This is a genomic window from Afipia sp. GW822-FHT04G07 (assembly GCF_058800765.1).
In genome coordinates, this window is record NZ_JBXAMP010000001.1 from 83,204 (window position 1) to 105,431 (window position 22,228).

Consider the following 22,228-nt stretch of genomic DNA (forward strand, 5'->3'; position numbering starts at 1 on the left):
GGCATGAAGGTGATAGGTCTTTCGGGGTGGAGCGGGGCAGGCAAGACGACGCTGCTTGCGCGGCTGATCCCGCATCTGATCGCCGAAGGTTTGCGTGTCTCAACGATGAAGCACGCCCACAGCAATTTCGATGTCGATGTTCCCGGCAAGGATTCCTGGCTGCATCGGCAGGCTGGCGCAACCGAGGTCCTGATTTCGTCGGGACGCCGCTGGGCCTTGATGCACGAATTGCGTGGCGCGCCTGAGCCTCCCTTCGCCGAGCTGCTGGCGAGGATGTCGCCGGTGGATCTCCTGATCGTTGAGGGCTTCAAGGCTGATCCGCATCCCAAGATCGAGGTTCATCGCGCCGCGAATGGCAAGCCGCTGATGTTTCCGAAGGATACGACGATCGTCGGTGTGGCCGCCGATATTTCGGTCGAAACGAGGTTGCCATCGGCTCATCTCGATGACATCGCAGCGATCGCGCGCATGATGCGAGCCTTGGCGGTGCGTATTGAAGATTTACCCGTGCGAGAGGCCGCGGGAGCCTGACGATATGGCCCAACTCTCCGATGATTGTTTCGCGTTCGGCGGTCCGATGATGTCGGTCGATGACGCCGTTGCCACGATCGCGGCCCGCGTCAGCTCGGTAACGGAGACCGAATGGGCCGATCTTGCTGACGCCGATGGCCGTGTCCTCGCATCAGACATCAGAGCGCCGCTGGCGTTGCCGCCATTCACCAACTCAGCCGTTGATGGATATGCGGTGCGCAGCGCCGATCTGCCCCGCGCAGGCGAGCAGGCGTTTTCAGTGTCCGGACGCGTTCAGGCAGGGTCGTCAGGTTTGAATGCAATCGCTCCCGGCGAAGCGGTTCGCATTTTCACTGGTGCGCCGATGCCCGCGGGCGCCGACACGGTCTTCATGCAGGAAGATGTGCAGATCGATGGGACAGGCAAAGTCGTGCTGCCGCCCGGCCTCAAGGCGGGCGCCAATGTGCGGCCCGTGGGCGAGGATATTCCCGAGGGCCATGATGCGTTGTTGGCGGGGCGGCAGTTGCGGCCGCAAGACATCGCTCTCATCGCGGCATTGGGGTTAACTCGCGTTGATGTGAGACGCCGGTTGCGCGTTGCCGTATTTTCGACCGGCAATGAAGTGGTGTCGCCCGGCGCGCGACGCGGCGCTGCCCAGTTGTTCGACTCCAATCGCTTCATGCTGACGGCGATGCTGAAGCGGCTTGGATGCGAAGTTAGCGATCTCGGCATTTTGCGCGACGAGCGCGCTTCTCTCGCGTCCGCTTTGAAGGAGGCCGCCGCCCGTCACGATCTCATCGTCACGTCGGGCGGCGTCTCCACGGGAGAAGAAGATCACGTCAAAGCCGCGGTGGAGAGCGTAGGCACGTTGGTGCTGTGGCGTATGGCAATCAAGCCGGGCCGCCCGGTGGCGATGGGCATCATCGGCGGCACGCCGTTTATCGGTCTGCCAGGAAATCCTGTGGCAAGCTTCGTGACGTTTACCTACGTCGTTCGTCCGACTGTTCTGGCGCTGGCCGGGACGGCACAAAAGAAGCCCATACCGATGCCGGTGCGCGCCGCCTTTAGTTACACAAAGAAGATCGGCCGCCGTGAGTATGTCAGGGTCAGTTTGCGCAAAAGCGGCGAGGGCGCGCTGGAGGCGGTGAAGTTTCCGCGAGAGGGCGCTGGCCTTCTCTCCTCGCTGGTGGATACCGACGGGCTGGTCGAACTCGGTGAAGAGATCGCCATGGTCAACCCCGGCCAGATCGTCGGGTTTATGGACTACTCAAGCTTGGTTTAATGCTCAGCTCGGCCCGACCAGGTTGTGGCCGGGATCGCCAACGCGAGCGCCACTTGTCGTGAACGCGACGTAGCCGGGCTCCTGAAACGTGTTGAGCAGCACCGACACGGCGGCTGCGGAAAGTCCCGCGAAAACCAGTGCGACGATGAAGATTCTCATGACACGTTTTCCCCCGACAAATCACTTGTTCCGGTTCCATTTTGGGCGTCGGCACTGAGCAAAGCAAGCCGCGCTTTCGTCGCACGTCCCGGATCAAACGAAACGTGCAAGGCCTTCTAAAATGGTGCATCGCAAGATGCGTCGCATGGGGCCGTTGACGGCGAATAGCGCCTCCGCCATTGAGGGGTATGGCCATGACCAAACTCGATCTCACAGGGCTCAAATGCCCGCTGCCGGTATTGAAGACGCGCAAGGCGCTGAAGGCGCTGACCGTGGGCGAACGGCTGGAGGTGCATTGCACCGATCCACTGTCGGTCATCGATATTCCGAACCTGATCCGGGAGACCGGAGATCGCGTCGAAATCACCGAGCGCGCCGAAAAACGAATCGTGTTCCTGATCGAAAAGATGGATGGGGCTGTCGCTTGAGCGGCCCCGTCTGGCCAACGGAAATTCGGCTTGCGAAAGACCGGCGCTCGCTGCGTATTGCGTTTGATGACGGCGCCAGTTTCGACCTGTCTGCGGAGTTGCTTCGTGTCACCAGCCCTTCCGCCGAAGTGCAGGGCCATTCCGAGGCGGAGCGGAAAACCGTCGGCGGCAAGCGCAACGTCGCTATTCTGTCGGTCGACCCGGTCGGAAATTATGCGGTGCGGATCGGTTTCGACGACATGCACAATACCGGGATCTATTCTTGGGCCTTTCTGTACGATCTCGGGATCAATGCCGAAACGCGCTTTCAAAACTATCTCGACGATCTGGCCGCGAAAAATCTGAATCGCGACAAGCCCGGCGTTCGTTAGCGATGTGTGATGTGCGGCGGCACACCGCAGGCAAGCGTGACCACCGGAATTTCATTTCATATTGCGGAACAGCGGAGCAACCGGCGTGATGCCGAGGCACAAACCTTGGAATAATTCTTGGCATATTGAATGCCAGGCCCTATCCTCCGAGGCTAAGAAGACCTTGGGGAAGAGACAATCGAATGAGCCACGGCGTCCAGAAAGTTCAGGCATTCGACCATCCGGGTGAGGGCCGCCGGCGCGCAAAATCGACACCGAAAGGTCGGCAAATCGATCCGCAAGCGGCTGAAGAAATTGAGCTTTTACTTGGCGACCGCTCCCGGCAGCGCGACCTGCTGATCGAGTACCTCCACCTTATCCAGGACAAGTACAACCAGATTTCCGCGGCCCATCTCGCGGCACTCGCCGACTCGATGAAACTGGCATTTTCCGAGGTGTTCGAGACCGCGACCTTCTATGCGCATTTTGACGTTGTGAAGGAAGGCCAGCCGGATCTGCCGCCGCTGACCATCCGCGTTTGCGATTCTCTCACCTGCGCGATGCTCGGCGCGGAAACGCTGTTGAGCGAATTGAAGAAGAACGCAGGTCCCGGCGTCCGTGTCGTCCGCGCACCCTGCGTCGGGCGTTGCGACACCGCGCCGGCTGCGGAAGTCGGACATCATTTCGTCGATCATGCGAGCGTCGAGAGCGTTCTGGCCGCGGTGAAAGGCGGCGACACGCATGCGCATCTGCCAAAATACGTCGATTACGAGTCCTACGTCGCCAACGGCGGCTATGCGCTGCTGAACAAGCTGCGCTCCGGCGCGATGCCAAAAGAGGATTTGCTGAAGGCGCTCGATGACGCGTCGCTGCGCGGTCTCGGCGGCGCTGGTTTCCCTACCGGCCGAAAATGGCGTGCCGTACTGGGCGAGCCCGGTCCGCGCCTGATGGCGATCAATGGCGATGAGGGCGAGCCGGGTACGTTCAAGGATCGCTACTATCTCGAAACCGATCCGCATCGCTTCATCGAAGGCATGTTGATCGGCGCACATGTCGTCGAAGCGACCGATGTCTATATCTATCTGCGCGACGAATATCCGGCGTCGCGCGAAATCATCGAACGCGAGATCAAGAAGCTGCCAGCGGGCGGACCCGTGCTGCATCTGCGCCGGGGCGCGGGCGCATATATTTGCGGCGAAGAATCCGCGCTGCTGGAAAGCATCGAAGGCAAGCGCGGGTTGCCGCGCCATAAGCCGCCATACCCGTTTCAGGTCGGTCTGTTCGGATTGCCGACGCTGATCAACAATATTGAGACGTTGTGGTGGGTGCGCGATATCGTCGAGAAAGGTGCCGGATGGTGGCAGGGGCAGGGGCGCAACGAGCGCCACGGTCTGCGCAGCTATTCGGTTTCTGGCCGCGTGAAAAATCCCGGCATGAAACTCGCGCCCGCAGGCGTCACGGTGCGCGAGCTGATTGATGAATTCTGCGGCGGCATGGCCGATGGACATACGTTCCACGCCTATCTGCCGGGCGGCGCTTCGGGCGGAATTCTACCGTCGTCGATGGACAACATCCCGCTCGATTTCGGCACGCTGGAAAAATACGGCTGCTTCATCGGTTCCGCCGCCGTCGTCATCCTGTCCGACAAGGATCAGGTCAAGGACGCCGCGCTGAACCTGATGCGTTTCTTTGAAGATGAGAGCTGCGGCCAGTGCACGCCGTGCCGGGTTGGAACACAGAAGGCGGCGACGCTGATGGAACAGCGCGTCTGGAACCGCGACCTGCTTGATGAATTGAGTCAGGCGATGCGCGATGCATCCATCTGCGGTCTGGGTCAGGCGGCGTCGAATCCGCTGACCACCGTCATCAAATATTTCCCAAATGAGTTCGCGCCCAAGGAAGCTGCAGAATGAGCAAGATTCAGTTCGAGCTTGATGGGAAAATGGTCGAAGCGGCGCCAGGTGAATCCATCTGGCAGGTTGCAAAGCGCGAGGGGACGGAAATCCCGCACCTGTGCTATTCGCCTGAACCGGATTACCGCGCCGACGGCAACTGCCGCGCCTGCATGGTCGAGATTGAAGGCGAGCGCGTGCTCGCCGCCTCCTGCAAGCGTATGCCCAATGTCGGCATGAAGGTGAAGTCAGCCAGCACGCGTGCCGTCTCCGCCCGCAAGATGGTGATGGAGCTTCTGGTCGCCGATCAGCCGGCGCGTGAAACCTCGCACGATCCCGACTCCAAATTCTGGAACTGGGCCGACAAGGTCGAGGTTACAGAAAGCCGCTTCCCCGCCAATGATCGCTGGGCCGGCGATAGCAGCCATCCCGCGATGAGCGTCAATCTCGATGCCTGCATTCAGTGCGGGCTGTGCGTGCGCGCGTGCCGCGAAGTTCAGGTCAACGACGTCATCGGCATGGCGTACCGCAATCACGACGCCAAGATCGTGTTCGATTTCGACGATCCGATGGGCGAGTCGACCTGCGTCGCCTGCGGCGAATGCGTGCAAGCGTGCCCCACCGGCGCGCTGATGCCGTCGGCATACCTCGACGCCAACCAGACCCGCACGGTTTACCCCGACAAGAAAGTGGATTCGCTTTGTCCGTTCTGCGGCGTCGGCTGTCAGGTGACGTATCAGGTCAAGGACGAGAAGATCGTCTATGCCGAGGGGCGCGATGGCCCGGCTAATCACAACCGGCTTTGCGTCAAGGGCCGCTTCGGCTTCGATTACATTCACCATCCGCATCGCATTACCAAGCCGCTGGTGCGTTTGCCGAACGCCGAAAAGAGTTCAACCGATCAGGTCGATCCGGCGAACCCGTTCACGCATTTCCGTGAAGCGTCGTGGGAAGAGGCGCTCGATATCGCCGCGAATGGTCTTACCAAAATTCGCGATACCAAGGGCGCCAAGGCGCTGGCCGGTTTTGGCTCGGCCAAGGGCTCGAACGAGGAGGCCTATCTGTTCCAGAAGCTGGTGCGCACCGGCTTCGGCTCCAACAATGTCGACCACTGCACGCGGCTGTGTCACGCCTCGTCGGTGGCGGCGCTGATGGAAGGCGTGAATTCGGGCGCGGTGTCCGCACCGTTTTCCGCCGCCGCCGATGCCGAGGTCATCATCATCATCGGCGCCAATCCGACGGTGAATCATCCGGTCGCCGCGACCTTCATCAAGAACGCCGTGAAGAAGGGCGCCAAGCTGATCGTCATGGATCCGCGCCGGCAAGCCTTGTCGCGTCATGCGACAATGCATTTGCAGTTCAAGCCGGGTGCCGACGTGGCGATGCTCAACGGTATCCTGCACACGATCGTCACCGAAGGGCTGACCGATGCACAATACATCGCGGGCTATACCGAAGGCTTCGATGACCTCAAGGAGAAGATCAAGGACTTCCCGCCCGAGAAGATGGAGGCGATCTGCGGCATTCCTGCGGAGACTCTGAAAGAAGTCGCGCGGATGTACGCCAAGGCGAAGTCGTCGATCATTTTCTGGGGCATGGGCGTCAGCCAGCATGTCCACGGCACCGACAATGCGCGCTGCCTGATCGCGATGGCATTGACCACCGGACAGATCGGCCGTCCGGGAACCGGATTGCATCCGCTGCGCGGCCAGAACAACGTGCAGGGCGCATCCGATGCCGGTCTCATTCCGATGCTGCTGCCGGATTATCAGCCGGTCGGCCGCATCGACTTGCGCGAGCCGTTCGAGAAGGTTTGGGAACAGAAGATCGATCCGGTTCCGGGACTGACCGTTGTCGAGATCATGGACGCGATCCACGCCGGCACTATTACCGGCATGTACATCGAGGGTGAGAACCCGGCGATGTCCGATCCGGATCTGCAACATGCCCGCGAGGCGCTGGCCAAACTAGAGCATCTCGTGGTGCAGGATCTGTTCGTGACCGAAACGGCATTCCATGCCGACGTCATCCTGCCTGCGTCGGCGTTTGCCGAGAAGGTAGGGTCATTCACCAACACTGACCGCCGCGTGCAGATCGCGCGCCAGGTCATCAAGCCGCCTGGCGATGCACGTCAGGATTTGTGGATCATCCAGGAAATCGCCAAACGCATGGGATGCGACTGGAATTATGCCGGTCCCGCCGATGTGTTCACCGAGATGGCAAGTCTGATGCCATCGCTAAAGAATATTACCTGGGAGCGGCTGGAGCGCGAGGGTGCGGTGACCTATCCGGTCGACGATCCGTTCAAGCCCGGCAACGAGATCATCTTCACCACCGGCTTCCCGACCCAGAGCGGCCGCGGCAAGATCGTGCCAGCGCGTGTCACTGCACCGGACGAAATTCCGGACGCAGACTATCCGATGGTTCTTTCCACCGGCCGCGTTCTCGAACACTGGCACACCGGCTCAATGACCCGACGCTCCGAAGTTCTCGACAGCATTGAGCCTGAGGCAACAGCGTTCATGTCGCCGAAGGACATGCGCAAGCTCAATGTGTGGCCCGGCGATTTCGTCCGGCTGGAGACTCGCCGCGGCGCCATCGAGGTCAAGATTCGTTCCGACCGGGACGTGCCGGAGAACATGGTCTTCATGCCGTTCTGCTACGCCGAAGCGGCCGCGAACCTGCTGACCAACCCGGCACTCGACCCGTATGGAAAAATTCCGGAGTTCAAGTTCTGCGCGGTGAAGGTGGAGCGCGCCGAACTGCGCACTGCGGCGGAATAGCAGGCCTGCGCCGCGCGAGGCGCGGCAACGGCTATGATTCCCACACGACCTTCTGAGCCGAGGCGGCCATCAGACGAGGCCGCCGTTGGCGCGGAGCACCTGACCATTGATCCAGCCGCCGTCGGGGCCTGCCAGAAAAGACACAACGCCGGCGATCTCGCTCGGCTGAGCGAGCCGCTCCAGCGGCGGCATCTTTGCGAGACGTTCAATGAGCTCCGGCGATTTGCCGTTCAGGAACAAATCGGTGGCGGTCGGGCCGGGCGCTACGGCATTAACCGTGATGTTGCGGCCTCGCATTTCCTTGGCAAGGATGGCGGTCAGCGTTTCGACAGCGGCCTTGGTCGCGGCATAGATGCCGTAATTCTCAAGCTTTGTTCCAACCACACTCGTCGAGAAGTTGATCACGCGTCCGCCGTTGCGCAGCCGTTTTGCGGCTTCGCGCAGGCCGTTGAAGGTGCCTTTCAGGTTGATGGCGATCATCCGGTCGAATGCTGCGTCATCCGCGTCCGCAATGCTGGAAAGCGTCATGATGCCCGCGTTGTTCACCAGCACGTCGACGCCGCCGAACGCCGCTTCCGCCGCATCGAACATCCGGCCGACAGCGGCAGGGTCGCTGACATCGGCCTTCGCCGAGAGGGCGCTGCCGCCCGCAGCTTCGATCTTGTGGGCGAGTGCTTCCGCTTCAGCCTGGCTGCCTGAATAGTTGATGACGCGAAGCCGTCCCTGGCGAGCCGCTCGGCGATCGCAGCGCCGATTCCGCGCGAAGCTCCGGTGACGATTGCAACCTTCTTGGACGTCTTGGTCATTTCTGATCTCCATCCCCGGCTTCATCCGGTTCGCGGGACTATGTCCATTTTCTGCCGGTGAACAATCTGACTGTCGGTTCGCTTGGCCCCGACCGAACTGAACGCCGTTTTCGTCTGCCAGGCCTTCGACTTGACCACGATCAACGTAACGCTGAGGGCGAATGCGTGTCGCGGAGAGGCATTCACAGTTGTTAAAAAGTCCTTGCCGCCAATACAATGAGCAGATCAGCTAAATCTTATTTTTGATAGTTATTTCAATATGATGTTTAGGTTTCCTCTCCGGCAATATGTGCCGTCACATGGTGTCACACGACTGTCATCCAACCTCCATAAAAGCTCTATGCCGGACCTCTAAAGAGACGGCCTCGGGAAGCAAGCTTTGATGATTGTGCACCCGCTCACACGATGGAGAGACCCAGTGAATTTCATTAAAACAGTCGTTGCTGCTGGCCTTGTCGCCGCATCGACGTCGGCATTTGCCGCGGACATCACCGGCGCGGGTGCGACGTTCCCGTTCCCCGTCTATTCGAAATGGGCTGACGCCTACAAGAAAGAGACCGGCAACGGCCTGAACTATCAGTCGATTGGCTCGGGCGCCGGCATCAAGCAGATTCAGGCCAAGACGGTGACTTTCGGCGCGACCGACGCGCCGCTGAAGGCTGAGCAGCTTGAGAAGGACGGCCTGATCCAGTGGCCGATGGTGATGGGCGCGATCGTGCCGGTCGTGAACCTCGAAGGCATCAAGCCGGGCGAACTCGTGCTCTCGGGCGAACTGCTCGGCGATATCTATCTCGGCAAGATCACCAAGTGGAACGACGCGGCGATCGTTAAGCTGAACCCGAAGCTCAAGCTGCCGACCGATGCCATCACGGTGGTGCGCCGCTCGGACGGTTCGGGAACGACCTTCAACTTCACCGACTATCTGTCGAAAGCCAACACGGAGTGGAAAGCCAAGGTCGGCCTCGGAACTGCCGTCGAGTGGCCCACCGGCGTCGGCGCCAAGGGCAATGAAGGTGTCGCCGGCAACGTCGGTCAGACCAAGAACTCGATTGGTTACGTTGAGTACGCCTACGCCAAGCAGAACAAGCTGACCTACGCCGCGATGATCAACAAGACCGGCAAGACCGTTCAGCCGACCGTCGCTTCGTTCCAGGCTGCTGCGTCCAATGCCGATTGGGCCAAGGCTCCCGGCTACTATGTAATCCTGACCGACCAGCCGGGTGAAGGCTCATGGCCGATCACCGCCGCAACCTTCATCCTGATGCACAAGACCCCGGTCGATAAGGCTGCATCCGCGGAAGCGATCAAGTTCTTCAAGTGGTCGTTCGAGAAGGGCGGCAAGATGGCTGAAGACCTCGACTACATCCCGATGCCGGAGCCCGTGGTCAAGCTGATTGAAAAGACCTGGTCAGCGGACATCAAGAGCTAAGCAAGCGTCCCGGAGGAGAGGCCAGCCTCTCCTCCGTTTTCTTTGATGACGTCGGACGCCGATCAGAGCGCGTGGCTTCCGGCAGACTGAACTAGAGTGAATGGGACAGGGGACCAGCGTGGCAGAAATGGCCGTTCAGAGCACCTCTATGGAAGCAGCCGGGCCTTACGATCGCGCGAGAGCCCTGAGCGCATTCAAGTTCGGCGACAAGGCCTTCTACTGGACAACCCGGGTCTGTGCGCTCGCGGTGCTTCTCATTCTTGGCGGCATCATTCTCTCTCTGATCGCGGGCGCATGGCCGGCGATGAAGGAATACGGATTTGCATTCCTGTGGACGCAGCGCTGGGCGCCGTCCGCAGACCCACCGGTTCTCGGGGCGCTCGGTCCGATCTACGGCACGCTGGTGACGTCGGTCATCGCGATGATGATCGCCATTCCGGTCGGTATCGGCATCGCGATCTTCCTGACCGAGCTTTGCCCGCAATGGCTGCGCCGGCCCATCGGCATGGCGGTCGAGCTTCTGGCTGGCGTTCCGTCGATCATCTACGGCATGTGGGGTTTCTTCGTGCTCGGCCCGTTTCTGGCGAACACGTTCCAGCCTTTCATGATCCGGATCTTTGAAGGTGTTCCGGTCCTAGGCACGATTTTCGCGGGTCCGCCGTCCTATTTGAGCCTTTTCAACGCTGCGTTGATCCTGGCAATCATGGTGCTACCGTTCATCACGTCGATTTCGGTCGACGTGTTCAAGACAGTGCCGCCCGTGTTGAAAGAAGCGGCCTACGGCGTCGGCTGCACGACGTGGGAAGTGGTCCGCAACGTCGTCATCCCGTATACGCGGGTCGGTGTGATCGGCGGCATCATGCTGGCGCTCGGTCGCGCGCTAGGCGAGACGATGGCGGTGACCTTCATTATCGGAAACTCGTTCCGCATATCTTCATCGGTGTTTGCGCCCGGCACGACAATCTCGGCGGCCATTGCCAGCGAATTCGCCGAAAGCGACGGACTCCATCAGTCGGGCCTCATTCTGCTCGGCCTGTTGCTGTTCGTGTTGACGTTCTTCGTGCTGGCAGCAGCCCGGCTGATGCTGATGCGTCTCGAAAAGAAGGCGGGAAACTAGGCATGATCCGGAAAAGTGGACACCGGTTTTCCGACAAGATCATGCCTCTTCAGGTGATGTCATGAACCCGATTTATGCCTCCCGCCGCCGCTCCGACATCGTGGTGCGATTTCTTTGCCTTGGGGCCGCTCTTTTCGGCGTCACCTGGCTCGCGCTGATCCTGTTCACGTTGTTCTACAATGGTCTCGCGGGTCTGAATCTTCAGATCTTTACCGAGAACACGCCGCCGCCGGGATCGACCGAAGGTGGATTGCTCAACGCCATTGTCGGCTCGATCATCATGACCGTCCTCGGCGTCGGCATCGGTGCGCCAATCGGGCTGTTTGCCGGTACCTATCTCGCCGAATACGGCAAGCACGACCGGCTGACCTCGGTGATCCGTTTCATCAACGACATTCTGCTGAGCGCGCCGTCGATCATTATCGGTCTGTTCGTATACGGCGCGATCGTCATTCCGATGGGCGGCTTCTCGGCTTTGGCAGGTACGCTGGCGCTGGCCGTGATCGTTATCCCCGTCGTGGTGCGTACTACTGAGGACATGCTTGGCCTTGTTCCCAATCCACTGCGTGAAGCCGCGTCCGCGCTGGGCTTGCCGCGCTCGCTCGTTATCAAGCGCATCGCTTATCGGGCCGCACGTTCGGGTCTCATCACCGGCGTTCTGCTCGCGACCGCACGCGTCGCCGGCGAAACCGCGCCGCTGTTGTTTACCGCACTCAGCAATCAGTTCTTCAGTCTCGATCTCACCAAGACGATGGCCAACTTGCCCGTGACCATCAACAACTTCGTCCAAAGCCCTTATGAGTATTGGAAACAGCTCGCATGGAGCGGGGCTTTGCTTATCACCTTGACCGTACTTGCCCTTAACATTGGCGCGCGCATCCTTGGCGCCGAGAGGACATCGAAATGAGCGAGCAGCTTTCTGTCAGCGTAGACCTTCCTCGTGGGCACGCGCCGGGATTGGCCGGCCAGCTGGACGCGCGGCCCAAGGTGACGGCGCGCGATCTGAATTTCTATTACGGCGAGCACCACGCCTTGAAGAACATCAACATTGCCCTTGGCGAGAACCGCGTCACTGCGTTCATCGGTCCATCGGGCTGCGGCAAGTCGACCCTGTTGCGGATATTCAACCGGATGTACGATCTTTATCCGGGCCAGCGCGCGACAGGCCAGCTCATGCTGGATACGACCAACATTCTCGATCCGAAGCTCGATCTCAACCTGCTGCGCGCGCGGATCGGAATGGTGTTCCAGAAGCCGACGCCGTTCCCGATGACCATTTACGAAAACATCGCGTTCGGGATTCGCCTGTACGAGAAAATCTCCAAATCCGAAATGGACGGTCGTGTCGAAGCCGCGTTGAAGGGCGGTGCGCTCTGGAACGAGGTCAAGGACAAGCTAAATGCGAGCGGCCTCAGCCTGTCGGGTGGTCAGCAGCAACGCCTGTGCATCGCACGGACGGTCGCCGTCCGTCCGGAAGTGATTCTGTTTGACGAGCCTTGCTCGGCGCTCGATCCGATCTCCACCGCCAAGGTTGAGGAACTGATCCAGGAGCTCAAGGAAGATTACACAATCGCCATTGTGACGCATAATATGCAGCAGGCGGCGCGTGTGTCGGACAAGACCGCGTTCATGTATCTCGGCGAACTGGTTGAATTCGACGATACCAACAAGATCTTTACGTCGCCGACAGATCGGCGGACGCAGGATTACATCACTGGCCGTTTCGGCTGACGCGCATTTCGCGGGAGAGACAAATCATGGGTTCAGATCATACCGCCAAGGCGTTCGACGAAGACCTTCAGGAACTCAACCGGCTTGTCGCCGAGATGGGTGGCCTGGCTGAGCGACAGATCGTCGATTCTGTCGATGCGCTGATCCGGCGCGACGTTGCGCTGGGCAAGCGCGTCGTCGCCGCCGACGTCGAGATCGACAAACTGCAGCATCTGATCGAGGAGCGTGCCGTGCTGACCATCGCGCGCCGCCAGCCGATGGCGGTCGATCTGCGCGAGATCGTCGGTTCCTTGCGTGTTGCGACTGACCTCGAACGGATCGGGGATCTCTCGAAGAATATCGGCAAGCGTGTTTCGGCGTTGGACAGCGATTTTCACCCTTTGAAGCTGATCCGCGGCCTGGAGCACATGACCGATCTCGTGCAGTCACAGGTGAAATCAGTGCTCGACGCCTATGCGGCACACGATCTGCCGGCTGCGATGACGGTCTGGAAGGGCGACGAGGAGGTCGACGCGATCTGCACCTCGCTGTTCCGCGAGCTTCTGACCTACATGATGGAAGATCCGCGAAACATCGGGTTCTGTATTCACCTGATGTTCTGCGCCAAGAACATCGAGCGTATCGGCGATCACGCGACCAACATTGCCGAGACGGTTTTCTATATGATCGAAGGCCAGCAGATGCTCGATCAGCGCCCGAAGGGCGACATGACGAACTTTGCAACGGCCGCGTCAGGCAGCTAACTTGCAGGATGATGAATTGAAGGACCGCTCATGAGCGCCCGCATTCTTGTGGTCGAAGACGAAGAGGCGTTGACGACGCTGCTTCGTTACAATCTGGACGCCGAGGGTTACGACGTCGAGACCGTGGCCCGCGGCGATGACGCCGATACGCGGCTTAAGGAGCATATCCCAGATCTGATCGTGCTTGACTGGATGCTTCCCGGCCTGTCGGGAATCGAGCTTTGCCGCCGCCTGCGCGCGCGGCAGGAGACCAAGCAGATTCCGATCATCATGTTGACCGCGCGCGGCGAGGAAAGCGAGCGGGTGAGGGGACTTGCGACCGGCGCAGACGATTACATCGTCAAGCCGTTCTCGGTTCCCGAGCTGCTGGCGCGGGTCAAAGGCCTATTGCGGCGTGCAAGTCCCGAACGCCTTGCGACGGTTCTGGCGTTCGGCGACATCGAATTGGACCGCGACCGGCGTCGCGTTGCGCGTTCGGGCCGGCCGATCGATCTCGGCCCTACCGAATATCGCCTGCTGGAGTTCTTTCTTGAGCACCCAGGCCGCGTGTTTAGCCGGGAACAGCTGCTTGATGGCGTATGGGGACGCGACATCTACATCGACGAGCGCACGGTTGACGTACACATCGGTCGGCTGAGGAAGCTGCTGAACCTGGGCCGCGAGTCGGACCCTATCCGCACCGTCCGCGGCGCGGGCTACGCTCTCGATGATCGTTTCGCCAAGGCCGAGTGAGTTTGGTTCCGGTTCTTTCGCATTGCAGCGAAGTCACATTTTTGTGGCGGGCGGCATCCAAGTTTCGTGGCGCCAAAATCGAACTCCGTGGTAGCTTCGATGGTGATGATGGCACGAAGTCCGTCATGCAATGGGCAAGGAGACCGCAAATGGCCTGGAAGACCCCCAAGATTGTCGAAGTGCCGGTCGGCATGGAAATCAACATGTACGCCTGCGCGGCGCGCAAGTAAGCGGCATTCTCGTTATCAGGCTCGCGGCTAAGCGGTCCGGTTTGCGCTAGGAATTCCTTCATATGTGAAGGCTTTCCGGCGCGAGGCCGGGTTTTCTTGTGTCTGCGGCGCTGCCCCTTATGAGATCGAATCGAGGACGGAGCTCCCTCATGCGCGTCGTCGTTCTCGGGGCTGCGGCGGGCGGGGGCGTACCCCAGTGGAATTGTAACTGCGATGTCTGCCGCCTGGCGCGCAGCTCGCATCCGGAATTGCAGTCGACTCAGACATCGATTGCGGTCAGCGCCGACGGTGAGCACTGGTTTCTGGTCAACGCCTCGCCTGACTTGCGTCAGCAATTGATTTCGACGCCGCAGCTTCATCCCAAGGCCGGTCATCTGCGCCACAGTCCTGTCGCAGGCGTCATCCTGACCAATGGTGAGGTTGATGCCGTCGCCGGATTGTTGTCGATGCGCGAGGGCTCGCCTTTTTCGATCTACGCGCACCCACGTGTGCTCTCCATTCTCAAGTCGAACAGCATCTTCAACGTGCTCGATGAGACGCGCGTGCGGCGCGAGGCTGTCGAATTCGATAAACCGTTCGAACCGAAGCTTCCTGACGGCTCACCGTCTGGTCTCGAAATTCTTCCCTTTGCCGCGCCGGGCAAGCGCGCCTGGTATCTGGAAGGGGCAGCCTTTCCTATCGACGGCGATGAGGCGGGGGATACGCTCGGATTGCGGATCACTGACAAGGCAAGCGGGGAACATCTCTACTTTCTCGCAGCCTGCGCGGCGCTCACCCCCGATCTCAGGCAGCGCCTTCGCGGCGCGTCTCTGGTTTTCTTTGACGGTACGCTGTGGCGCGACGACGAATTGATCGCGGCCGGCCTTGGCACCAAAACCGGTCAACGCATGGGGCACATGGCCATTTCCGGTGAACAGGGCGTGATCGCCGGGCTTGAGGATCTCGGCATCGGGCGCAAGATTTTCCTGCACATCAATAATTCGAATCCGGTTCTGCTGCCGGGCGCCGCCGAGCGCGAAGCCGTGGAGCGCGCCGGCTGGCAAATTCCTTCGGATGGCACGGAGATCACCATTTGATCGCGACGAGCGTATTTGCATTGAAGACAGGTACGCCGCTTGCAAATGCGGAGGACCTTGAGGTTGCGCTGCGCGGTATCGGCGCGACGCGCTATCACAATCTGCATCCGTTTCACCGGTTGCTTCACGGCGGCAAGCTGAACAAGGGGCAGGTTCAGGCCTGGGCGCTCAACCGCTACTATTATCAGAGCTCCATTCCCATCAAGGACGCGGTGGTGATTTCGCGCTTTCGCGACCGCGATATTCGTCTCGAATGGCGACACCGCATCGAGGACCACGATGGCGACGTCGGCACCGAAGGGGGTATCGAGCGCTGGTTGAAGCTGACCGAAGGGCTCGGCCTCGATAGCGCTTATGTCGAATCCGCCGAGGGAATTCTGCCTGCTACGCGCTTCGCGGTGGATGCCTACGTCCATTTCGTTCGCGACAAGACGCCGTTGGAAGCCATTGCGTCCTCATTAACCGAACTTTTCGCGCCGAACCTGCATGAGGAACGCATTTCGGGAATGCTCGCGCACTACGACTTCATCAATCCGAACATCATGAGTTACTTCAAGCGGCGCATGGAGCAGGCGCCGCGCGACGCCAATTTTGCGCTGGATTTCGTCAAGCGGCACGCAAAAACACCCGAAGAGCGCGAAGCTGTCTGCAATGCGTTGATTTTCAAGACCAACGTGCTCTGGGTCCAGCTCGACGCGCTCTATCATGCCTATGTCGACGGCCATATTCCGCCGGGTGCTTTCGTGCCGGAGCGCGGCTGATGGCATTGCGAAGCCGGCGGATCGACATAACTGAAGGGAGCAGGCCCGTGCTGGCGCGTCATGCCAGGCTGAAGTTCGACGAAGCGCGGCAGGTCTGGGTGATCCTGGTGCCGGAGCGCGTACTTGCGCCGGACGAGATTGCGGTAGAGATTTTGCAACTCTGCGATGGCGTCCGTAACGTCGATCAGATCATCGATGTGCTTGCCGCAAAGTATGCTGCCGATCGCGGGATGATCGGCGCTGATGTAATGGCCATGCTGCGGGATCTCGCCGAAAAGGGATTTCTTGCAGAGGCACAGGATCCGAAGTCATGAGCCCGACGCTCACCGATGCTTCTCCGGTTCGCGCCGATCCAGCCGATGGATTGGCGGTGCTGGAGCAGCGCAGATCGCAGGCCGAAACATTCGGGATTCCGCTGGCTGTTCTGGCCGAGCTGACCCACCGCTGCCCTTTGCAATGTCCGTATTGCTCGAACCCGGTAGAACTGGAGCGAGGCGGCGCGGAGCTTTCCACCGACGAATGGAAGCGGGTGCTGAGCGAACTCGCCGCGATTGGCGTGCTGCAGATCCATTTTTCCGGTGGCGAGCCGACGGCGCGCAAGGATCTCGCAGAGATCGTTCAGCACGCAACCGACGTCGGGCTTTATTCGAACCTCATCACCTCGGCGGTTCTGCTTACGAAGGAAAAGCTGACTGCATTGGCCGATGCTGGGCTGTGCCATGTTCAGATCAGCTTTCAGGGCAGCGAGCAGAGCGTCGCCGACCGTGTCGCGGGGCTGAAAGATGCGCACGCGAAAAAGATCGAGGCCGCAGGTTGGGCGCGAGAGCTCGGACTACCGCTGACGGTCAACGCGGTCATGCATCGACAGAACCTGTGTCAGCTTGCGGACATCATCCAGATGGCGGTCGATCTCGATGCCGACCGGCTCGAAGTCGCCAATGTGCAGTACTACGGCTGGGCCTTGAAAAACCGCGCGGCACTGATGCCAACCATCGCGCAGATTGACGAAACCTCCCGTATCGTCGAGGAAGCCGAGGTGCGGCTGAAGGGCATCCTCGCCATCGATTATGTGGTGCCGGATTACTACGCGTTGCGCCCAAAGAAATGCATGGGCGGGTGGGGAAGGCAGTTCTTCAACATCTCACCGTCAGGTAAAATTCTGCCATGTCATGCGGCTGAAACCATTACCGGCCTGAAATTTGAATCGGTGCGCGATCATTCCATCGCCTGGATCTGGCAGAATTCCGAAGCCTTCAATCGCTATCGCGGCACCGGCTGGATGCCCGAGCCGTGTCAGAGTTGTGAGTTCAAGGAGATCGACTACGGCGGCTGCCGCTGCCAGGCCTTCGCGCTGACGGGCAATGCTGGCAATACCGATCCCGCCTGCGCGCTGTCGCCTGCACACGAACAGATTTTCAAAACGGCTATGAGAGAATCCGTGGGAGACAGCCGCCGCTTCATCTATCGCAACTTCGCGGGCGGCACGCTTGAGACCGACACACGCGAGATTGATAAACATGGAGCCTGACGCCGCGGACATCACGACACCAGGCAAATCCGATCGCTTTGCGCCGCTCACCGCGCGGCATCTGTCGGTGGGCGATGGTCACGAAATCTACGTCGAAACAGTCGGCCGCGCCGACGGCATTCCCGCGGTCTATTTGCATGGCGGCCCCGGTAGCGGCTGCCAACCCGATCATCGGCGGTTGTTCGATCCGCTTCGGTTTCATGCAGTGCTGTTCGATCAGCGCGGGGCGGGCAGAAGCCGTCCCAAAGGATCGCTTGAGGCGAATACGCTGCCGCATTTGATCGCGGATATGGAGGCGATCCGCGAAAGTCTTGGCTTCGAACGTTGGCTTGTGGTTGGTGGATCGTGGGGCGCGACACTGGCGCTGGCCTACGCACAGGCGCATCCGCAGCGCGTCAGCGGTATCGTCCTGCGCGCGACGTTTCTCGGCACCCGCAGCGAACTGGAGAGCGCCTTCCTCAAAAACCTGCCGCGCCTCTATCCAGAATTGAATGAGGATTTTATCGGAGTGTTGCAGCCCGAGGACCGTGATCGGCCACTAGATGCGTATTGGCAGCATATTCTCGATTCTGATCCGACTGTGCATGGGCCCGCGTCCCGCGCATGGCACGACACCGAGCGCATTCTGTCGGAGCACAAGCCTGCCAAAACCCGGCTGGATATTGCCGCTGTGAACGATGTGAGGCGCGGTCTTCCGTCTACGCCATTCATGGAGGCCCATTATTTTCAGAACGATTGTTTCATGAAACCCGGACAACTTTTGGAAAATGCGGGACGGTTGAAGGGCATTCGCGGGATCATCGTGCAGGGCCGCTACGATTTGCTGTGTCCGCCGTCGACCGCTCATGCGTTGATGGCGGTTTGGCCCGATGCGAAATTGAGGATGGTCGAGGCCGCGGGGCACTCTTTGTATGATCCTGGGGTGAGGGATGCTGTTGTTGCTGCGATCAACGACCTAGCCTACTATTTTACCCGCGCGCGTTAGATCTCTGTTGCGCGAATCTCAGTTTGGCAGCGTCACGTTGACCTCAAGTCCGGAATACCACGCGGCGAGGTCCGCGATGTCGGCGTCAGACAACGGCTTTGCGACAACGCTCATGGTTTCGTCTTTGCGTTCCTCCGAGCGGAAAGCTTTCATCTGTTTTTCAATATACATCGCGGGGGACCCGGCAATATTCGGCGCCATCGGCATTTTCGAAATGCCGTCGATGCCGTGACAGGCCGCGCACATTTGCGCCTTCTTGCGTCCGGCCTTGGCGTCGGCAGCATGAGCCGGGTCCGTCAACCCGGCTGTCCCCAGAACAAGCAGGGCGAGGGCTGTGCGCACGATCATTTCTTTTTCCCTTGCGTCGTCAGGCGTTGGAGCACCATTGATATTGCGCCGCGAGACAGATGGATATCCGTCTCGCGGCGATTCTTGATATTGAACCCGACGCTTACTTGCCGTCGTAGGTGATGCGATACAGCGCTCCGGCAAGATCGTCGGAAACAAGCAACGAGCCGTCACGCAGCGTGGCAATATCCACCGGCCGCCCCGTATACTCGCCGTCGGGCGTCAGCCAGCCGGACGCAAAGACTTCCGTCTTGTCCGCGCTGCCGTCAGCCTTGAGCGAGGTGAACATTACGCGTGCGCCGACGGGATCAGTCCGGTTCCAGGAGCCGTGCTGGGCGGAGAAGATGCCGCCGCGATACTTCGCCGGGAACGACTTGCCGTTGTAGAACGTCATGCCGAGATCGGCGGCATGTGCGTCCATCTCCACTTCGGGGTAGGTCACGTTGGCGGGCGGCGTGTCGGCCTTGTACTCGGTAGTGCGAACCTTGCCGCCGCCGTAATAGGGGAAGCCGAAGTTCTGTCCGGCCTGCGTGATACGGTTCAGTTCGCCGGGAGGGATGTTATCTCCCATGCCATCGACCTGATTGTCCGTAAACCAGAGCTGATTGTTCTTGGGGTTGAAGTCCATGCCGACCGAATTGCGAATTCCGCTAGCATAAACTTCGCGGTTCTTGCCGTCCTGATCGATCCGGATGATGCCGCCGATGCCGTGCTTTGCGAAACCTTCGAGCTTGTCCTTCGCCGGCACGTTGAAGGGCTGACCAAGCGAGACGTAGATCTTCTTGTCTGCGCCGACGCGACAGACGCGCGCGGTATGGTTGAAGCTCTCGTCTTCCTTCGGGATCAATTCGCCTTGCGGGACCACCACGGCGACCGCGATGTCCGGGCTTTCATAGAAGAATTCCGCAGCGGGGAAATTGAGAATGCGATTTTGCTCGATGACGAAGAGGAAACCGTCCTTGGAGAAACAGACACCGTTCGGGATGGTGAAGTTTACCGAGGGCGCGAATTCCTTGACCTCTTCCGCAAAGCCCGCCTTGCCACGATCGGTGACGGCGTAAACCTTGCTCTTGCGCGTGCCGACGAACGTCACGACGCCTTGCGGGCCGACGGCGATATGCCGCGCGTCCGGAACCAACGCGTAGAGGCCGATCTTGAAGCCCGGCGGGAGCTTGATCTTGGCGAGATTAGCCTTGATCGCATCGACCTTGCGGCCAGTCTGCGGCACGGTCGGGATTTCCGTGACGCCGGTCTTCTGGAAGTTGCCGAGCTTGTCGAGGTTGTTATTGTTTTGCGTTTGGGCCGAAGCCGACATCGCCGAGGCGCAGATAAACGCTGCGACGGCGACCGAATTCAGCGCATGATGCTTAAAAGCGTAAAACATGATCTTAATCCTCCCGGGGGTTCGATTTTTTTGACGTTTTACGGGCGTGAGCCTATCGCACGTTTGTGACGACGCAAGGTGAGCCGCGCGCAAATCATTCTGGCGGTGCAGCATTGAAAAACGCCATCGCGTGATCGTGATTTGTGGCGGAGACCGGGTGCGACATTAGGGCCGAAAGCCGCGAGGCGTTTGGCTTCTTCGACTGCATACGGAGACCGGAGTTGTATCAGATCGTGACGATCATGATGGCTTATCGGGCAGTGAAATTCCGAACGTCGATGCAAGATCGGAAACCTGATCGGGCGTGAGGCCGCGCGGGTTCATCCCGCGCAGCATTAAATAGAGCTTTGCGGTTTCTTCCAGTTCTTCCGTGGCGAAAACGGCCGCTTCGAGAGATTCGCCTGCAACCACGGGCCCGTGATTGGAGAGCAGCACGCAGGCGTATTTTCCGGCGAGCCCGCGAATGGCGTCAGCCACCGTCGCGTCACCCGGACGGTAATAAGGCAGCAGGGCCGTTGCGCCGCAGCGCATCACATAATAGGGCGTCAGCGCTGGCAGCGCGGCTTGCGGATTGATCTCGGGCAGCATCGACACGGCAACGCAGTGGGCGCAGTGCAGGTGGACGATGGCTCGTGCGGTGCTTCGCGTCTCGTAAAGCGCAGCATGGAGGGGAATCTCCTTGGTGGGAGCGTCCCCGGACCGCAGATGGCCGGAGGAATCCAGCCGCGAAATGCGTGCGGGATCGAGGAAGCCGAGGGATGCGTTGGTCGGCGTAACCAGCCAGCCGCCGTCGTCGAGCCGGACGCTGATATTTCCGGATGACCCCGGCGTCAGTCCGCGCTCAAAGAGCGAGCGTCCATAAAGGCAAATCTCCTCGCGGAGCCTGGTTTCGGTCATTGGTCATCCTTTGCGTTCGCTTTTCCCACGGTTTCGGGCATGGCTCAAACGCCATTTTGGCCACACCGCGGGGCATGCTACCAAGCGGTCAACCGCCCGCCGCCAAATGTGCGAGCACGCAACAAACTGGGAGATCATATGCCCGTTGGACGTATTGGAGTTGTCGGTCTCGGTTCAATGGGCTTCGGAATGGCGCTGTCGCTGAAGCGCGCCGGGTTCGATGTCGCAGGCTGCGACGTGACGCCGGAGACAGTCGCCAGATTTGCTGCCGAGGGCGGGCGGGCGGCATCGAGCCCGGCGGACGCCGCTCGTGACGCCGACGCTGTCGTCAGCGTCGTGGTCAATGCGTCGCAGACCGAAACCATTTTGTTCGGCGCGCAGGGCGCTGCCGAGACGTTGCCGAAAGACGCAGTGTTCATTTCCTCTGCGACGATGGATCCCGACGTCGCGCGCCGCCTTGCGAAGCAGCTTGAAGCCACCGGCCGCCATTATCTCGACGCGCCGATCAGCGGCGGAGCTCAGCGCGCCGCTGAGGGCGAACTGACAATCCTTGCTTCCGGCAGCAAGGAGGCTTTTTCCAGGGCGCGATCCGCGCTCGATGCGATGTCCGCGAAGCTCTATGAACTTGGGGACGCCGCAGGACAGGGCGCAGCATTCAAGATGATCAACCAGTTGCTCGCCGGCGTGCATATCGCCGCTGCGAGCGAGGCTATCGCGTTCGCCGCGAGGCAAGGTCTCGACATCCGTAAAGTTTATGAAGTGATTACTGCGTCGGCGGGCAATTCGTGGATGTTCGAGAACCGGATACCGCATGTGCTCGACGGCGATTACGCACCGCGCAGCGCGGTTGATATTTTCGTCAAGGATCTCGGCATTATTCAGGACATGGCGCGTACCGCGAAATTTCCGGTGCCGGTGTCGGCCGCGGCGCTCCAGATGTTTCTGATGACGTCGGCCGCAGGCATGGGCCGCGATGATGACGCATCGGTGGCGCGCATGTATGCCCGTGTGACGGGAACGAAATTGCCGGGTGAATAGCGCCCGACTATCGTAATCA

The 22,228-nt window shown here is 60.2% G+C and carries 23 protein-coding genes and 1 pseudogene; 19 read left to right on the plus strand and 5 right to left on the minus strand.

The genetic code is table 11. From position 1 onward, the window contains the following. Positions 1–3: 3 nt before the first annotated feature. Both mobB and AC1RKJ_RS00440 read left to right on the plus strand, forming a co-directional pair. On the plus strand, positions 4–531 hold the full coding sequence (gene mobB / locus AC1RKJ_RS00435) for a molybdopterin-guanine dinucleotide biosynthesis protein B (RefSeq protein ID WP_492788951.1): 528 nt from the start codon (positions 4–6) through the stop codon (positions 529–531). Positions 532–535: 4 nt separating this feature from the next. Then, entirely contained in the window at positions 536–1,792 is a 1,257-nt protein-coding gene (locus AC1RKJ_RS00440; protein ID WP_492788952.1) for a molybdopterin molybdotransferase MoeA, read from the plus strand. Between the two features lie 3 nt (positions 1,793–1,795). Here the strand turns inward: AC1RKJ_RS00440 and AC1RKJ_RS00445 are convergent, their stop codons facing one another. Further along, positions 1,796–1,951, minus strand: a complete 156-nt coding sequence (locus tag AC1RKJ_RS00445; RefSeq protein WP_492788953.1) for a hypothetical protein — start codon at positions 1,949–1,951, stop codon at positions 1,796–1,798. 188 nt (positions 1,952–2,139) lie between these two features. Between AC1RKJ_RS00445 and AC1RKJ_RS00450 the strand changes: the two genes are divergently transcribed. The 4 genes from AC1RKJ_RS00450 to fdhF all read left to right on the plus strand — a co-directional run bounded on the left by AC1RKJ_RS00450 (position 2,140) and on the right by fdhF (position 7,404). Further along, positions 2,140–2,379, plus strand: coding sequence for a sulfurtransferase TusA family protein (locus AC1RKJ_RS00450; protein ID WP_492788954.1), 240 nt, complete (start codon positions 2,140–2,142; stop codon positions 2,377–2,379). Continuing rightward, positions 2,376–2,750: a gamma-butyrobetaine hydroxylase family protein gene (locus AC1RKJ_RS00455; RefSeq protein ID WP_492788955.1), complete on the plus strand. Its 375-nt coding sequence runs from the start codon at positions 2,376–2,378 to the stop codon at positions 2,748–2,750. The genes AC1RKJ_RS00450 and AC1RKJ_RS00455 overlap by 4 nt, the downstream gene beginning before the upstream one ends. Before the next feature lie 182 nt (positions 2,751–2,932). Beyond that, complete coding sequence (locus tag AC1RKJ_RS00460; protein ID WP_492788956.1) at positions 2,933–4,642, plus strand: NADH-ubiquinone oxidoreductase-F iron-sulfur binding region domain-containing protein; 1,710 nt, start codon at positions 2,933–2,935, stop codon at positions 4,640–4,642. Then, on the plus strand, positions 4,639–7,404 hold the full coding sequence (gene fdhF / locus AC1RKJ_RS00465; RefSeq protein WP_492788957.1) for a formate dehydrogenase subunit alpha: 2,766 nt from the start codon (positions 4,639–4,641) through the stop codon (positions 7,402–7,404). Before AC1RKJ_RS00460 ends, fdhF begins: the two co-directional genes overlap by 4 nt. A 69-nt stretch (positions 7,405–7,473) precedes the next feature. Here the strand turns inward: fdhF and AC1RKJ_RS00470 are convergent. Beyond that, positions 7,474–8,210: pseudogene (locus AC1RKJ_RS00470) on the minus strand (SDR family oxidoreductase). Between the two features lie 418 nt (positions 8,211–8,628). Here AC1RKJ_RS00470 and pstS point away from each other — a divergent pair. The 12 genes from pstS to pip all read left to right on the plus strand — a co-directional run bounded on the left by pstS (position 8,629) and on the right by pip (position 18,542). Continuing rightward, a complete protein-coding gene (gene pstS, locus AC1RKJ_RS00475; protein ID WP_492788958.1) occupies positions 8,629–9,639 on the plus strand; it encodes a phosphate ABC transporter substrate-binding protein PstS in 1,011 nt (336 codons plus the stop codon). 127 nt (positions 9,640–9,766) lie between these two features. After that, positions 9,767–10,756, plus strand: a complete 990-nt coding sequence (gene pstC / locus AC1RKJ_RS00480) for a phosphate ABC transporter permease subunit PstC (protein WP_492788959.1) — start codon at positions 9,767–9,769, stop codon at positions 10,754–10,756. A gap of 61 nt (positions 10,757–10,817) precedes the next feature. Continuing rightward, the gene (gene pstA / locus AC1RKJ_RS00485) at positions 10,818–11,663 is read left to right on the plus strand and encodes a phosphate ABC transporter permease PstA (protein ID WP_492788960.1); all 846 of its coding nucleotides are present in this window, start codon (positions 10,818–10,820) and stop codon (positions 11,661–11,663) included. Continuing rightward, positions 11,660–12,487, plus strand: coding sequence for a phosphate ABC transporter ATP-binding protein PstB (gene pstB / locus AC1RKJ_RS00490; protein ID WP_492788961.1), 828 nt, complete (start codon positions 11,660–11,662; stop codon positions 12,485–12,487). Before pstA ends, pstB begins: the two co-directional genes overlap by 4 nt. A 26-nt stretch (positions 12,488–12,513) precedes the next feature. Continuing rightward, entirely contained in the window at positions 12,514–13,230 is a 717-nt protein-coding gene (gene phoU / locus AC1RKJ_RS00495; RefSeq protein ID WP_492788962.1) for a phosphate signaling complex protein PhoU, read from the plus strand. A gap of 30 nt (positions 13,231–13,260) precedes the next feature. Continuing rightward, positions 13,261–13,962 (plus strand): phosphate regulon transcriptional regulator PhoB, encoded by a 702-nt coding sequence (gene phoB / locus AC1RKJ_RS00500; protein ID WP_492788963.1) that lies wholly within the window; start codon positions 13,261–13,263, stop codon positions 13,960–13,962. 149 nt (positions 13,963–14,111) lie between these two features. Next, the gene (gene pqqA, locus AC1RKJ_RS00505) at positions 14,112–14,192 is read left to right on the plus strand and encodes a pyrroloquinoline quinone precursor peptide PqqA (RefSeq protein WP_009031067.1); all 81 of its coding nucleotides are present in this window, start codon (positions 14,112–14,114) and stop codon (positions 14,190–14,192) included. Between the two features lie 149 nt (positions 14,193–14,341). Beyond that, positions 14,342–15,268: a pyrroloquinoline quinone biosynthesis protein PqqB gene (gene pqqB, locus AC1RKJ_RS00510; RefSeq protein WP_492788964.1), complete on the plus strand. Its 927-nt coding sequence runs from the start codon at positions 14,342–14,344 to the stop codon at positions 15,266–15,268. Continuing rightward, positions 15,265–16,029, plus strand: coding sequence for a pyrroloquinoline-quinone synthase PqqC (gene pqqC / locus AC1RKJ_RS00515; protein ID WP_492788965.1), 765 nt, complete (start codon positions 15,265–15,267; stop codon positions 16,027–16,029). The genes pqqB and pqqC overlap by 4 nt, the downstream gene beginning before the upstream one ends. Then, positions 16,029–16,343 (plus strand): pyrroloquinoline quinone biosynthesis peptide chaperone PqqD, encoded by a 315-nt coding sequence (gene pqqD, locus AC1RKJ_RS00520; RefSeq protein WP_492788966.1) that lies wholly within the window; start codon positions 16,029–16,031, stop codon positions 16,341–16,343. Before pqqC ends, pqqD begins: the two co-directional genes overlap by 1 nt. Then, the gene (gene pqqE, locus AC1RKJ_RS00525) at positions 16,340–17,557 is read left to right on the plus strand and encodes a pyrroloquinoline quinone biosynthesis protein PqqE (protein WP_492788967.1); all 1,218 of its coding nucleotides are present in this window, start codon (positions 16,340–16,342) and stop codon (positions 17,555–17,557) included. The genes pqqD and pqqE overlap by 4 nt, the downstream gene beginning before the upstream one ends. Then, positions 17,547–18,542: a prolyl aminopeptidase gene (gene pip, locus AC1RKJ_RS00530; RefSeq protein ID WP_492788968.1), complete on the plus strand. Its 996-nt coding sequence runs from the start codon at positions 17,547–17,549 to the stop codon at positions 18,540–18,542. The genes pqqE and pip overlap by 11 nt, the downstream gene beginning before the upstream one ends. Positions 18,543–18,560: 18 nt before the next feature. On the opposite strand, the gene AC1RKJ_RS00535 is transcribed toward pip, so the two are convergent. The 3 genes from AC1RKJ_RS00535 to otnC all read right to left on the minus strand — a co-directional run bounded on the left by AC1RKJ_RS00535 (position 18,561) and on the right by otnC (position 21,171). Further along, positions 18,561–18,890: a c-type cytochrome gene (locus tag AC1RKJ_RS00535; protein WP_492792607.1), complete on the minus strand. Its 330-nt coding sequence runs from the start codon at positions 18,888–18,890 to the stop codon at positions 18,561–18,563. 103 nt (positions 18,891–18,993) lie between these two features. Beyond that, the gene (locus AC1RKJ_RS00540) at positions 18,994–20,274 is read right to left on the minus strand and encodes a PQQ-dependent sugar dehydrogenase (RefSeq protein WP_492788969.1); all 1,281 of its coding nucleotides are present in this window, start codon (positions 20,272–20,274) and stop codon (positions 18,994–18,996) included. 240 nt (positions 20,275–20,514) lie between these two features. Next, complete coding sequence (gene otnC / locus AC1RKJ_RS00545; protein ID WP_492788970.1) at positions 20,515–21,171, minus strand: 3-oxo-tetronate 4-phosphate decarboxylase; 657 nt, start codon at positions 21,169–21,171, stop codon at positions 20,515–20,517. Between the two features lie 138 nt (positions 21,172–21,309). Between otnC and ltnD the strand changes: the two genes are divergently transcribed. After that, positions 21,310–22,209 carry an L-threonate dehydrogenase gene (ltnD, locus tag AC1RKJ_RS00550; protein ID WP_492788971.1) on the plus strand — a complete coding sequence of 300 codons (900 nt, stop codon included), beginning with the start codon at positions 21,310–21,312 and terminating at the stop codon, positions 22,207–22,209. Positions 22,210–22,228: the final 19 nt, after the last annotated feature.

Excerpts from the sequence above, each read along its gene's own strand:
- AC1RKJ_RS00540 (WP_492788969.1), bottom strand. The coding sequence starts at position 20,274 with ATGTTTTACGCTTTTAAGCATCATGCGCTGAATTCGGTCGCCGTCGCA.
- pqqD (WP_492788966.1), top strand. The coding sequence starts at position 16,029 with ATGGCATTGCGAAGCCGGCGGATCGACATAACTGAAGGGAGCAGGCCC.
- pqqA (WP_009031067.1), top strand. The coding sequence starts at position 14,112 with ATGGCCTGGAAGACCCCCAAGATTGTCGAAGTGCCGGTCGGCATGGAA.
- phoU (WP_492788962.1), top strand. The coding sequence starts at position 12,514 with ATGGGTTCAGATCATACCGCCAAGGCGTTCGACGAAGACCTTCAGGAA.
- pqqE (WP_492788967.1), top strand. The coding sequence starts at position 16,340 with ATGAGCCCGACGCTCACCGATGCTTCTCCGGTTCGCGCCGATCCAGCC.
- pqqB (WP_492788964.1), top strand. The coding sequence starts at position 14,342 with ATGCGCGTCGTCGTTCTCGGGGCTGCGGCGGGCGGGGGCGTACCCCAG.
- AC1RKJ_RS00535 (WP_492792607.1), bottom strand. The coding sequence starts at position 18,890 with ATGATCGTGCGCACAGCCCTCGCCCTGCTTGTTCTGGGGACAGCCGGG.
- AC1RKJ_RS00450 (WP_492788954.1), top strand. The coding sequence starts at position 2,140 with ATGGCCATGACCAAACTCGATCTCACAGGGCTCAAATGCCCGCTGCCG.
- pip (WP_492788968.1), top strand. The coding sequence starts at position 17,547 with ATGGAGCCTGACGCCGCGGACATCACGACACCAGGCAAATCCGATCGC.
- fdhF (WP_492788957.1), top strand. The coding sequence starts at position 4,639 with ATGAGCAAGATTCAGTTCGAGCTTGATGGGAAAATGGTCGAAGCGGCG.
- pstC (WP_492788959.1), top strand. The coding sequence starts at position 9,767 with ATGGCCGTTCAGAGCACCTCTATGGAAGCAGCCGGGCCTTACGATCGC.
- mobB (WP_492788951.1), top strand. The coding sequence starts at position 4 with ATGAAGGTGATAGGTCTTTCGGGGTGGAGCGGGGCAGGCAAGACGACG.
- pstB (WP_492788961.1), top strand. The coding sequence starts at position 11,660 with ATGAGCGAGCAGCTTTCTGTCAGCGTAGACCTTCCTCGTGGGCACGCG.
- AC1RKJ_RS00445 (WP_492788953.1), bottom strand. The coding sequence starts at position 1,951 with ATGAGAATCTTCATCGTCGCACTGGTTTTCGCGGGACTTTCCGCAGCC.
- otnC (WP_492788970.1), bottom strand. The coding sequence starts at position 21,171 with ATGACCGAAACCAGGCTCCGCGAGGAGATTTGCCTTTATGGACGCTCG.
- pstA (WP_492788960.1), top strand. The coding sequence starts at position 10,818 with ATGAACCCGATTTATGCCTCCCGCCGCCGCTCCGACATCGTGGTGCGA.
- ltnD (WP_492788971.1), top strand. The coding sequence starts at position 21,310 with ATGCCCGTTGGACGTATTGGAGTTGTCGGTCTCGGTTCAATGGGCTTC.
- phoB (WP_492788963.1), top strand. The coding sequence starts at position 13,261 with ATGAGCGCCCGCATTCTTGTGGTCGAAGACGAAGAGGCGTTGACGACG.
- AC1RKJ_RS00440 (WP_492788952.1), top strand. The coding sequence starts at position 536 with ATGGCCCAACTCTCCGATGATTGTTTCGCGTTCGGCGGTCCGATGATG.
- AC1RKJ_RS00460 (WP_492788956.1), top strand. The coding sequence starts at position 2,933 with ATGAGCCACGGCGTCCAGAAAGTTCAGGCATTCGACCATCCGGGTGAG.